Annotated in this window: 8 protein-coding genes and 1 tRNA gene; 3 read left to right on the top strand and 6 right to left on the bottom strand. The window is 73.1% G+C overall.

Annotated elements, in window-relative coordinates; translation table 11 throughout:
* Positions 1–72: 72 nt before the first annotated feature.
* A complete protein-coding gene (locus ITJ59_RS01575; RefSeq protein ID WP_194649392.1) occupies positions 73–3654 on the top strand; it encodes an HtaA domain-containing protein in 3582 nt (1193 codons plus the stop codon).
* Between the two features lie 211 nt (positions 3655–3865).
* Here the strand turns inward: ITJ59_RS01575 and ITJ59_RS01570 are convergent, their stop codons facing one another.
* From ITJ59_RS01570 to ITJ59_RS01545, 6 genes are all read right to left on the bottom strand, one after another.
* A complete protein-coding gene (locus ITJ59_RS01570; RefSeq protein ID WP_323749364.1) occupies positions 3866–5233 on the bottom strand; it encodes a M20/M25/M40 family metallo-hydrolase in 1368 nt (455 codons plus the stop codon).
* The gene (locus ITJ59_RS01565) at positions 5230–6789 is read right to left on the bottom strand and encodes an ABC transporter substrate-binding protein (RefSeq protein ID WP_194649391.1); all 1560 of its coding nucleotides are present in this window, start codon (positions 6787–6789) and stop codon (positions 5230–5232) included. The genes ITJ59_RS01570 and ITJ59_RS01565 overlap by 4 nt, the downstream gene beginning before the upstream one ends.
* Entirely contained in the window at positions 6786–7919 is a 1134-nt protein-coding gene (locus tag ITJ59_RS01560) for an FAD-dependent oxidoreductase (RefSeq protein ID WP_194649390.1), read from the bottom strand. Before ITJ59_RS01560 ends, ITJ59_RS01565 begins: the two co-directional genes overlap by 4 nt.
* Positions 7916–9184 carry an NAD(P)/FAD-dependent oxidoreductase gene (locus ITJ59_RS01555; RefSeq protein ID WP_194649389.1) on the bottom strand — a complete coding sequence of 423 codons (1269 nt, stop codon included), beginning with the start codon at positions 9182–9184 and terminating at the stop codon, positions 7916–7918. The genes ITJ59_RS01560 and ITJ59_RS01555 overlap by 4 nt, the downstream gene beginning before the upstream one ends.
* Positions 9185–9275: 91 nt before the next feature.
* Complete coding sequence (gene bla, locus ITJ59_RS01550) at positions 9276–10223, bottom strand: class A beta-lactamase (protein WP_194649388.1); 948 nt, start codon at positions 10221–10223, stop codon at positions 9276–9278.
* Positions 10224–10291: 68 nt separating this feature from the next.
* A tRNA-Gly gene (locus ITJ59_RS01545) sits at positions 10292–10362 on the bottom strand.
* Between the two features lie 198 nt (positions 10363–10560).
* On the opposite strand from ITJ59_RS01545, the gene ITJ59_RS01540 reads away from it, so the two are divergent.
* Positions 10561–11673: a DUF6177 family protein gene (locus ITJ59_RS01540; RefSeq protein WP_194649387.1), complete on the top strand. Its 1113-nt coding sequence runs from the start codon at positions 10561–10563 to the stop codon at positions 11671–11673.
* Positions 11663–12010 carry a hypothetical protein gene (locus ITJ59_RS01535; protein ID WP_194649386.1) on the top strand — a complete coding sequence of 116 codons (348 nt, stop codon included), beginning with the start codon at positions 11663–11665 and terminating at the stop codon, positions 12008–12010. Before ITJ59_RS01540 ends, ITJ59_RS01535 begins: the two co-directional genes overlap by 11 nt.
* Positions 12011–12026 lie beyond the last annotated feature (16 nt).

The following is a 12026-nucleotide window of genomic DNA, read 5'->3' as shown; positions in this document are numbered from 1 at the left end:
CGCCGTGTGGCGGTCCGTGCACGCCCTGGCCACCGCCCTGTTCCTGCTCGCACCACCCGACCTGAGGACCCGATGCACACCCAGACCAGACCGGCCCGCCGCCTCCGGGCGCTCAGTGCCACCGTTGCCGCCGTCATCGGCCTGACGGCGGCCGTCGTCGGCACCGCGCCGACGGCGACCGCTGCCGACGCCGCGGGTCCCGCCGCCACCGTGTCGGGTGGGACGCTCGACTGGGGGTTCAAGCAGTCGTTCCGGAACTACGTGCCCGCCGCGGGCCAGTCCGTGAGTGGTGGCGCCTCGAAGAACGCCGACGGCACGTTCCGGTTCACCGCATCGGGCGGCAGCTACGACCCCGGCACGCGGAAGCTCACGGTCGCAGGCTCCGGAGCGATGGTGTTCGACTACCGGGCGCACACGTTCGTGATCTCGCTGCGCGACCCGGCGATCGAGCTCACGCCGACCACCGGCTCGCTGACCGCCGGGGTGGACGTGCGGCTGGTCGACCCCACGACCGGAGCGACGACGTCCGACCCGGGGACGAAGCGCATCGCGTTCGCGACGATCGACGTCACCAAGGGCACCCGCTCGGTCACCGACGGGAAGTACTCGTGGACCGGTCTGCCGACGACGATCACCACCGCGGGCGCAGCGGCCTTCGCGGCGGACATCACCGGCGGCAGCAACCCGACGCAGTTCTACTCGGCGGGCACCGCACTCGACCCCCTGTCGATCGCGGTCACTGGCGACTGGGCCGCCGAGGGCACGGGCGGCGGTCAGGAGTTCAGCCACCCCGGTGTCGCCGGGGTGGTCAGCACTGGGGTGCAGACCGCCGTCGGCGACACGACCGTCGGCCGGATCACCACCGTGGTGCGGGACGCCCCGCGCGCCGTGAACGTCCTCCAGGTACCGCCTGTCGGAACCGCCAAGGCCAGTTACTTCGTCGTGGACGACGACGGGAAGCGCGTGGCCGGGCCCATCGACCCCGGAGTCGCCACCGCGAAGCCGAGCGTCGACCCGTCCACGGGCAACATCGTCGCCACGGCGTCACTGCCCGCCGCGGAGTTCGGGGGCACCGGTGCGAACGTCCAGGGGTGGGTCGTCGTCGAGCGCGGCACGGATGCCGCGTACCGGGACGTCGTGCACGTGAAGCCGTCCGTCGCGGTGCCCGCCGCGAAGGCGTTCGCGGTCGACCCCGCCGACGGCTCGATCGTCGCCCAGGTCGCCCCGGCCGCGAACGGCGGGTCCGCGGGGCTGGTGCGGGTGGCCGCCGTCGGTGCGGCAGCGGGTGCTGGGTCGGTCCCTGGTTCGGGTGCGGTGTCCGAGGTCGGCCCCAGCCCCGCCGGCGGGACCGTCCGTGCCGTGACCCGGACCGCCGAGCGCATCGGGTCGGTCGCGGGCACGATCTCGTCGGTCGGCATCGACTGGGTGGGGAAGCGTGCCGTCGTGTTCGACCAGGCCGCCGCACTCGCGCGTGTGCTCGACCTCGGCACCGGTGCCTCGGTCGCCGACGTGTCGATCGGTGCCGCAGCGACGTCCGGAGCCGCCGGCGGGACCGTCGTCGACGCGCAGGGTCGGGCCTGGTGGAGCAACGACGGCGACGCCACGCTCCGTGCCGTCTCGCTCCGGGGGGCCCCGGCCGTGACGACCTCGATCGACCGGGTCGGGGGCGCCGCGTACCTGGCCGTCGACGAGTCCGCGAAGCGTCTCTGGGTGTCCGCTGCCGGCTCCACCGACGTGGGCAACGTCCTGCGCGCGTACGCGATCGACGGCAGCACCGCGGGCACGATCGGCACCGAGTACACGCCCGGCAGCACCTACACCGGTGACCCGTTCGTGCTCGCCGCCGACGGCCGGGTGGTCGTCGTGATCACGAACGCCGCGACCGAGGCCCGCGACCAGGGGCTCCGCACGTTCACCGTCGTGACCACCCCCTCCGTCACGAAGCAGCCGACCGACGTCGCCGTGACGTTGACCGGCGCGACCACCGGTCCGGACGGCGGCACGACCCCGGCGACGCCGAAGCAGGTGTCGTTCGCCGTCACCACGACCGGGACCCCGACGCCGACCGTGCAGTGGCAGCAGCAGACGCCGTCCGGCTGGGCCGATCTGCAGGACGGTCCCTCGGTCTCCGGTGCGACGACCGGCACGCTCCGCATCACCGCCACCGAGGGCCTGGACGGCGACCGGTACCGCGCGGTCGCCACGAACGTCGTCGGGTCAACCGTCGTCGGGCGGGTCGCCTCCGACACCGCGACCCTGCGTGTCACCGTGCAGGCGCCGACGAACCCCGGCGGCGGGGACGGCGGCGGGAGCGGCGGTGGTGGGAACGGTGGTGGCGGGAACGGTGGTGGCGGTTCGACGGTCGTCGGGGCGGACGGCTCCATCACCGGGGCGAAGAACGCCCGGGGCGCCTCGACGAACGTCCGTCCGGCCACCGGGCTGTCCACCGCGACGGCCGGTACGACGCTGACCGTGACGGGCTCCGGCTTCACGAAGAACACGAACGGCTCCGGGCTCTACGTGCTGTTCGGCTACGTCACGAAGCACCCCAGCGCTGGAGGAGCCGCCGGTGCGGGCTACGACTACGTCCCCGGCGCCGGCGGTACCGGTCAGGACGGCCAGGGCTTCGTCGCCTGGCCCGACAACACCGGCACCGGTGCAGCAGCGACCGCGAAGCTCAGCGGCACGAAGAACGCCGGTTTCACCCAGGGTGGCATCGTCGCGCGCGCGTCGTTCACCGGCCAGTCGACCAAGCGCGTCGACTGCTTGTCGGGTGCCGTGCAGTGTGGCGTCCTGACGATCGGCGCGCACGGAGCCGCCGACGCCGCGGTCGAGACCTTCACCCCGGTGTACTTCGCCGGGCAGACGGTCCCCGGCACCTTGCCGACCGGTCCGACCTCGGGTGGTGGCGGCGCCGGCACCGGTGGCACGGTCATCCAGCCGCCCGTCGTGCAGCTGCCCCCGACCGCGGCGGCACCGACGATCACCACCGCATCGGACACTGCGCCGGGGAACCGTGCCGAGTCCCCCGCGCCCCGGAACACGGCGCCCCGGAACACGGCGAAGGCCCCGCCGGCCGCAGAGCCGCCCACCGCCCCGGCCGCGGACTCGGACGAACTGCTGCGCAAGATCGACGCCGGGGACATCGGCACCGTCGCAGCCGCCGACGCCGGGATCCCCGACGAGGTCAGCGCCGGCGACCAGCTCGACCTCCGTCTGACGTGGACGGGCGACGATTCGGGCGGGAGCGTGTGGACCTACTCCGAACCGGTGCAGGGCGACGACTTCTCCGTGGACGACGCCGTCGCCACCGCCACGGTCGACACCACCGGTCTGGAGGTCGGCGACCACCACGTCGTGCTCGTCGGCGACGCGGGGACCGTCGTGGCGGTGCCGTTCGCGGTGACCGACGGCGTGGCGACGGCCGCGCAGCCCGAGGACGGTTCGGTCGCTGCAGCAGTGACGCCCGACGGGGGCACCGGCGGCGGGATGTCCACCGAGACACTGCTGCTCGTCGTGATCGGGTTCCTCGCCGGGCTCGTGGTGCTGGCGATCGGGCTCGTGGTGCTGCTGCTGACCGGGGTGCTGCAGGTGCGGACCCGTCGCATGCCGTCCGCGGTGCCGGTGGGGTCGGGCGCGGCGGCGGGCGTTTGACGCCGGGGGGCGTCTGACGTCGGGGTCGGCGGCGGCGCTCGTCTGACGCCGGCGTCCTCGCGAGACGCCCCCGAGTGCGCGAGACGCCTCCGGATCCGGGGGCGTCTCGACTACTTCGAGGCGTCGAACGGTGACGACGGCGTCGAACGATGACGACGGCGTCGTGCGATGACGACGGCGTCGTGCGACGTGCGACGTGCACCGTGCGTCGTCAGGCGCGGGCGGCCCCGAGATCCGCGAGGAAGAGCGCCTCGGCCAGGGCCAGGTGCTCGATCTCGGACGGATCGACGCTCTCATCCGGGGCGTGCACGTTCGCGGCCGGCTCGGACACCCCGGCGAGGATGACCTCGACGCCGGGGATCGCCCGCTCGAGCGTCGCACAGAGCGGGATCGAACCACCGCCGCCGAGCGACCCCGCCGAAGCGGTCCGGTAGGACGACGCCAGTGCCTCCCGGAACGCCGACGAGTACTGCCCCGCCGTCGCCCGGAACCCGTCGCCGGTGCCGGTGACCCGCGCGGTGACCTCGACCCCGGCGGGCGCTCGCCGCAGCAGGTGCTCGACCAGCAGCTCGCCGGCGGCCGCGGGGTCGACGCCCGGCGGCACCCGGAGGTTCAGCGCGGCACCGGCGGTCGCCTGCACGGACGGTGACGACCCCGCCACGGCTGGCGCATCGATCCCGACGACCGTCACCGCCGGCCGCGCCCAGACCTGGGATGCGGGATCCCCGGAGCCGATCGGCACCGCGCCGTCGAGCAGTCCGGCGTCGGACGCGAACCGTGTCGCATCGTAGGGCAGGCCGTCCCAGGTCTGCGAGGCGTCGAGGCCGTCGACCGTGGTGTCCCCGGTGTCGTCGCGGACGGTGGCGAGCAGGGCGACCAGGGTCGCGATGGCGTCGGGTGCGGCGCCGCCGAACATCCCCGAGTGCACGTTCCCGCGCAGTGCACGGACGCCGAGTTCGACGAACGCGGTGCCGCGCAGGGTGGTCACCAGTGCGGGGACCCCGACGGCGGCGTTGCCGGCGTCCATCACGACGGCGGTGTCGACGTCGGCGAAGTCCGCGGCGTGGTCGGACACGTAGCGCTCGAGCCCGTCGGTGCCCTGCTCCTCGGATCCCTCGACCACCACGACGAGCCCGACCGGGAACGCACCGTGCACGTCGAGCAGCGCCCGCAGCGCGACGAGGTGCGTGACGACCCCGCCCTTGCAGTCAGCGGCACCGCGACCGTAGAGCCGGCCCTCGCGCTCGGTCAGCGTCCACGGATCGCTCGTCCACGCGGACAGGTCACCGGCCGGCTGGACGTCGTGGTGTGCGTAGAGCAGGACCGTCGGTGCGCCGGCCGGGGCCGGGTGGGTCGCGATGACCGCCTGCGAGCCGTCCGTCGTGGTGACGCGGCGCGCTGCCAGTCCGAGGCCCTCGAACCCGGCCCGGACGCGCTCGGCGGCTCGGTGGCAGTCGTCGAGCGACTGCACGCCCGGGTCGTACACGGACGGGATGGCGACGAGGGCCGCGAGTTCGTCGACCCCCGCGGGCATGCCGGCGCGGACGGCGTCGCGCAGCGCTGCGTCTCCGGTGCTCACGAGCGGCCGATCTCCCAGAGGCGGAACTCGCCCGAGGCGTCGACCGACTTCGACAGCCCGGTGAGCGACTTCTGCCCGATGACGTTCTCCTGCCCGGCGAGCAGTGGGATGAGCGGGACGGACTCGGCGGTGTCCTGCTGGATCTGTTCGATCTGCTTCGTCCGCTCGGTCGCGTCGGCCTCGACCGCCTGCGCGGCGACCAGCTGCTGGACCGCCCGGTCATCGAAGTGGTTCGCGAGCAGGTTGACGTCCTCGGAACCGTAGGCCGGCGTCAGGTACGACGACGCGTCGGGGTAGTCCTGGAAGAACCCGAGCTGGAAGACCGGGTACTCGCCCTTGCCGACGTTCCCGACGTAGGTGTCCCAGCTCGCCGACTGCAGGTCGACCGTGAACAGTCCGGTGTCCTCGAGTTGCTGCTTGATCAGTGCGTACTCGTCGTCCGACCCGGAACCGTAGTGGTCGGTCGTGTACTCGATCGGCAGGGCGACGGGCGTGCGCACGCCGGCCTTCTCGAGGATGGCCGCGGGATCGGCACCGTCGTACTGCGTCTGGAACGCATCGGTCGCGCCGGTGAAGTCGGACGGCACGATCGAGTACGCCGGAGCGTAGGTGCCCTGGTAGACGTCCTTCGCGATCGCCGCGCGGTCGACGGTCGCCGCGACGGCCTGCCGGATCGCGGTCTTCTGCGCGGTGTCGTCACCGGGCATCGTGTCGAGGTTGAAGCCGAGGAACCGGACCTCGCCCGACGAACCCTGCACGCGCTGCAGGCCGTCGTCTTCGGACAACGAGGTGATCTCGGTCGGCGTCAGCTGGCGGTACGCCACGTCGGCGTCGCCCTCCTGCACCGCGAGCTTCAGGTCGGCGGACTTCGTGTACTGCTTGATCGTCACGCTCGACGACTCCGGCGCGGTGCCGTCGTACTCCTTGTTCGCCGTCAGCGCGATGGTCGCCCCGCCGTCGGCGGCCTGCTCCAGCGCGTACGGACCGGACCCGACGACCCCGTCGTCCGCGTGGATCTCCGTCTTCGAGAACACACTGCTGTCGACGATCGCGCCGGCCATGCTCGCGAGCACGTACGGGAACGTCTGGTCGTTCGCCTGCTTCAGGGTGAAGGTGACCTGGTCGCCGTCGGCAGCCACGGACGCCATGTTGGCGAGGAGCGACCCCGGCCCGTTCTCCGAACCGACACCGACCTGGCGCTCGAACGAGAACACGACGTCCTTCGCCGTCAGGTCGTCGCCGTTCGAGAACGTCAGCCCGTCGCGGATCCGGCACACGTAGTGGGTGCCGTCGGTGAAGTCGCAGGACTCGGCGACCTCGGGACTCGTCGTGGTCCCGCCCGCCGGGTAGGTGAGCAGGTGCTGGTACAGCTGCGTCTGCACCGTGTAGCTGCCGCGGTCCCAGGCCCCTGCCGGGTCGAGGGAGGTGACGGGATCGGTCGTCCCGACGACCAGGCCGTCGGAGACGTCGGAGGACGCCCCGGTCGAGGCGCAGCCGGTGAGCACGGCGGCGACGGCAGCGGAGAGCGCGAGTGCGGAGAGGAGTCGGGTCGTCACGGGGTTCCTGTGGGGGATGGTTTCGAGAGGGAGAAACGGGGATGTGCGGCCCCGCCGGTCGCGAGGTCGGCGATCATGTCGCCGAGCAGCGGTGCGAACTTGAAGCCGTGGCCGGAGAAGCCGGTCGCGACGGTGACGGGTCCACGTCGGTCGATGACGAAGTCCTCGTCGGGGGAGTTGTCGTACAGGCAGCTGATGAACGTCGGCTTCGTCGCGTCGACGCCGGGCACGTAGCGCGCGACGTAGGCCTGCAGCCGCTCGGCCTCGGCCGACACGGGTGTGAAGTCCCGGTGGTCGGGATCGACGACGGGGCCGGTGCCGTGGAACCCGACCTTGACGCCCTCGCCCGGGGTGAGCAGGCCGTACACGTCGTCGGCCGCCCAGTGCACGAAGCTCGGCCACGCCTGGTCCGGCAGGTGGCTGGGGAAGTGAGCGGGCTGCTCCTGGGTGACGCGGATGGCCGGGAGGCCCGCCCCGCGTCCGGCGAGCAGGTCGCCGACCAGCGCGGGCGCCCACGACCCCACGGCGGCCACCACGGACGGGGTGCGGTGGGCGGACCCGTCCGACAGCATCACGCTGACGTCGTCACCGTGGTCCTCGAGCCCGGTCACCCGCGTGTCGAAGCGCAGGTCGGCGAACCCCGTCCGCTCCGCCAGGGTGAGGAAGACCTCGATGGCCCGGTCGGACCTGATGCGACCGGCGGTGGCGTGTGCGAGCACGTGCCCCTCGAACGCGATGCCCGGCCAACGTGCGGCAGCGGCGACCGGGCTGAGGGTCTCGTGCGGGATGCCGGCGTCCGTCAGCGCGACGGCGATGGCGTCGACGACCTCGGGCCGGCCGTGGTCGACGGCACCGGTGCGCACGATGAGTTCCTCGCCCGCCGCGGCTTCGAGGGCTTCCCACAGCTCGAGCGCCCGGGTGGTCAGGGCGACGTACTCGGGGTCGGCGTAGCCCTGCCGGAAGATCCGGGTCGCGCCGTGCGACGACCCCTTGTGGTGCCCGCGCGCGTGCTGCTCGACGAGCAGGACGCGCTCGCCGCGGCGGGTGAGGGCGTACGCGGTGGCAGCACCGACGACCCCGCCGCCGATCACGACGTGCGTCGTCGCCCGGTCGTTCAGGACGTCGCTCATGCCAGCGCTCCGGCTCGTCGGGCGTCGGCCTCGCGCCGGGCCGGCATCATCGCGAGCACCTCGGCCTCGGTCGGGGCCGCCGCCGGGAAGCGTGCGGGGTCGTACCGACTCGCGTCGCCGAGTGTGGTCGTGCCCGTGACGCTGAGTTCCGCCGCGATCCGCCCGAGGCCCGGGCCGTGCGCGACACCCGACTCGTTGTCGCCGCCGGCCACCACGAGCCCCGCGAGCTCGGGGACCACGCCGACGATGAAGTTCCGGTCGGCGGTCATCGAGACGATGCCCTGTGTGGCGGTCTCGTCGACGCCGAGGATGCTCGCGGCGCCGGGTAGCAGCCGAGACACGATCGGGTGCAAGTACGTCCGCATGGCGTCGAGCAGGTCGGTGCGGACCGGGCGGCGGTCGGGGTCGGTGGTCCGGTCCGTGCCGCCGACGTGCAGCGGCTCGTACCCGGGCCCGGCGCCGTACGTCAGGCCGCCGCGGTGTTCACGGATCCACAGGCCGTGCAGCTCCGGCAGCATCAGGGTCGGCAGGGTGTCGGGCAGCCCGAACGGCGTCGTCACGAGCCGGCTGGCGACCACCCGGACCGTCGGCAGCTCGCGCCCGAGCGGTGCCAGCAGCGCGTTCGTCCAACTGCCGGCGGCGAGCACGACCTTCGCGGCGTCGATGACCTCGCCGTTCGCAGTCCGGACGCCCGTGACGGAGCCCCCACGGGCCTCCAGGCCGACGACCGGCGTGTGCTCGCGGATCTCGACGCCCCGCGCGCGTACCGCGTGCACCAGCGCTGCGGCCGTGTCCGGCGCACTGATCTGGATGCCGTCCGGATGCAAGAAGCCCGCGGTGACCGCGGTCGGGTCGAGTCCGGGCACGAGGTCGGCCGCCTCGGCCGGGGTGAGCGTCCGCGCACCGGCCGGCCGGAGCGGGTGCTGCTCGAACGGCGGCAGGTGGTCGGACCGGCCCTGCTCGGTGACGGTCAGCCAGACGTTGCCGTTCTGCCGGTACCCGGTCGGGCCGTGGCCGGCGTCGGCGAGGTCGCGGTAGAAGTCGATGCCGTACTGCTCGATGTCGCGTTCGGACTCGTTCCAGTACCAGGCGTACCCGGCGGCCCACTGCCCGACGAAGCCGGCACCCGCGGTGGTGGTGCCCCCGGCGACCGTCCCGCTGTCGAGGAGCAGGACCCGCTGCCCGAGGCCGGCGAGGTGCCACGCGGCGCTCAGCCCGATGATGCCGGCGCCGACGACGATCACGGGGGACTCGGGGGAGGACATGGAGCGAGCGTAGTGTCCCGCGGTCACCGACAGGTGTCGTTCATGACGTCGCGTGACGCAGTGCACAACGGCGGGTGTGACGACCGTCGGATCAGCGGTCGAACGCGCTGAGCACCGCCGATGCCGACCGGGCCACCAGGGCGTCGTCGTAGGCGGCGTCGGGGTCGTTGCGGGTGGTCAGGACGGAGAGCACGATCGGGTCGCCACCGGGCGGTGTGACCCGCGCCACGTCGTTCCGGATCGGCCCGGCGCCGCCGGACTTGTCGACGACGACCCAGCCGTCCGGGGCACCGGCGCGGATCAGGGCGTCGCCGGTCGCGTTGCCGCCCATCCAGTCGACCAGCAGCGCGGTGTCGGCGGCGCTCAGGGTGCTGCCGTCGAGCGCGGTCGCCAGGGCCGCGGTGAACGCCGCCGGGGTCGTGGTGTCCTCGGTGCTGCCCGGCTCGATGGTGTTGAGGTCCGGCTCGCCGTGGACCACCTCGGTGGTGGTGTCGCCGAGCTCGGTCAACGCGGCGTCCAGGCCGCTCGGACCGCCGATGCGCGTGAGCACGACGTTGAGCGCGGTGTTGTCGCTCATCCGGACGGCCGCCTCGGCCAGCTGCTCGTACGACAGCCCGTCGTCCACGTGCTGTTCCGTCACCGGCGAGTACCCCGCAGCCGCGACGTCGGCGGCCGTCCAGTGCGCGATCTCGTCGCGGGCGGCTTGCGGCACCGAGCGCAGGAACTGTGCCGCGGCGAACGCCTTGATGGTCGAGGCGTAGCCGAAGCGTCGGTCGCCGTTGTACACGATGGTGTCGCCCGTGACGGTGTCGGTCGCGACGACACCGACCGTCGCGTCGTACTCGCGTTCGAGGCCCGCGAGTGCTCGGCCGACGCGCTCCTGGTCCGGTGCAGCGGCGCTCGCCGTCGGGGTCGGACTCGCCGTCGTCCGGGGCGGTGCCGCGGAACGGGACGTAGCCGGGGACTCGCCGTTCGCGCAGCTGGTCAGGACGAGCGCAGTGATCACACCGCCGATCACGAACAAGACAGAACGACGCATGCGAGCAGCCTGGCGCGTCACCCTGGACACACGCAGAAGGGCCGCCCACCGGGCGGCCCTTCGTTCGGAGCGAGTGACGGGAATCGAACCCGCGCTACCAGCTTGGGAAGCTGGAGTTCTACCATTGAACTACACTCGCGCGCCCCGCAGAACGGGACTCCGCAAGCCTAGCGGATTCTCGCCTGGAAGCCAGCCGACCGCGCACCGTACGCCTCCTGTCGGGCGCGTGTCGGGCCTCCCGAGTCTCCGCTGTGAGCACGCCAGCTTGACGGACAGGTGTCGTCGTCGTGTGTACCGTCCAGGGAGTTCCAGCCCCGAGAACCCGAGGAGGACCCGGATGGTCAGGCATCCCCTCATCGACGACGTGGTCGGCCCCGCGATCGTGGTCGAGTCCGCTTCGCCGGTCGTGTGGCTGACGGACGCGCTCGCCTCGTTGCTCCGCCGATCGTCCGACGCCGGCCGCACGGTCGTGCTCCGGACCGGCCGGGAATCCGCGATCACCCCCGCGCTCCGGCACGCGCTCGGCGCCCACGGAGCGGCCTGGGCCGTCGCCGACTTCGACGGCACGCTGCGCGACGGCCGCACCGGTGTCGCCGCGTCCGGCATCGAAGACTTCGTGCACCGCGGCCCCGAGCTCGTGGGCACCCCGTCGCCGGAGCACCCCGTCTCGGGGGACTCCGTGCGGCAGATCAGCATCGACCTGACCCTCCGCCACCACGCCGAACGGGCCGTGGACATGGGTTCCGCGATCGAGGCCCTGTGCCACACCGTCGGCACGTGCCCGACGCGCTGGGGCACCGCCGAGCCCCTCACCGTGCCGTGGGACCGCTGGGTCGTGACGCAGTACGCCAAGCACGAGGCGCCCGGCGTCTCGACCTCGTACGCCGTGGGCGACGGCTTCTCCGCCACGATGACGGCCCACCTGGTCGACGGGGTCGTCGTCGAGACGATGTCCGCCGTGCTGACCGTGCCCGAGGCGAACACCGACCCGGAGCTCGCGAACCGCCTGTTCGACGCCGTCCAGCAGGTCGCCGACCAGGTCGTCCCGGTCTTCGGCGTCGTGATGCAGCGGCGGGGTGACGCCGACCACCTGGTCCGTGCGGTCTCGCACGGCGAACCGTCGCCGCTCGCGGTCGTCGTCGGACCCGAGGCCGCCGCCTTCCTGGACCGAGACGGGGTCTGGCCGCCGCCGCGCACCACGACGGCGACGTTCGGCACCCGCTCGGGCGCTGCCGGCGCGGACGGTGTCGGTGCTGACAGCGATGACGGCGGCATGATCGTCCGGTTCGAGGACGGCTGGGAGGCACTCGAGTCCTTCCTCGACCGCATCGACGAGGACCGCTTCCTGCAGCTCGTCGGCGGCGCACCACTCGACCCGGCCCACGACGAGGGCACGCTCGACGGGCACGTGCGCGAGACCCGGGTGTCGGGCGGCCACGGTGCCCCGTGACGTCACCATCCTCTGCCGCCAGCCGGTGGAGCCGCGCGAGGTCGCCGAGGCCCTCCTGCTGCACGACGAGTCCTGGGGTGTCCGTGCCCTCGACGACGGCCCGATGCTGCAGGTCTGCCGTGACGCTACACACCCGGTGATCACGGTGCTCGGGGTCCGACGCGTCGATTCCTTCGACGAGGTCGAGCGGATCCTGCCGGACGCCCCCACGATCGCGACGCCGCTGTGGTGGGTCGACACCGTCACGCCCGTGGGCCCGGACGGCGAGTCCGGGATCTCGGCGGCGCTCGAGGCCGCCCTGGACCTCGACGCGGTCTGCATCGTCCACGGCGACTGACGGGGCCCGGCCCGGC

It is taken from the genome of Curtobacterium sp. VKM Ac-1393, assembly GCF_015350995.1.
Taxonomy (GTDB): Bacteria; Actinomycetota; Actinomycetes; order Actinomycetales; family Microbacteriaceae; genus Curtobacterium.
Note: the sequence above shows the minus strand (reverse complement) of the source record. Positions and strands in the feature narration are given on the sequence as shown.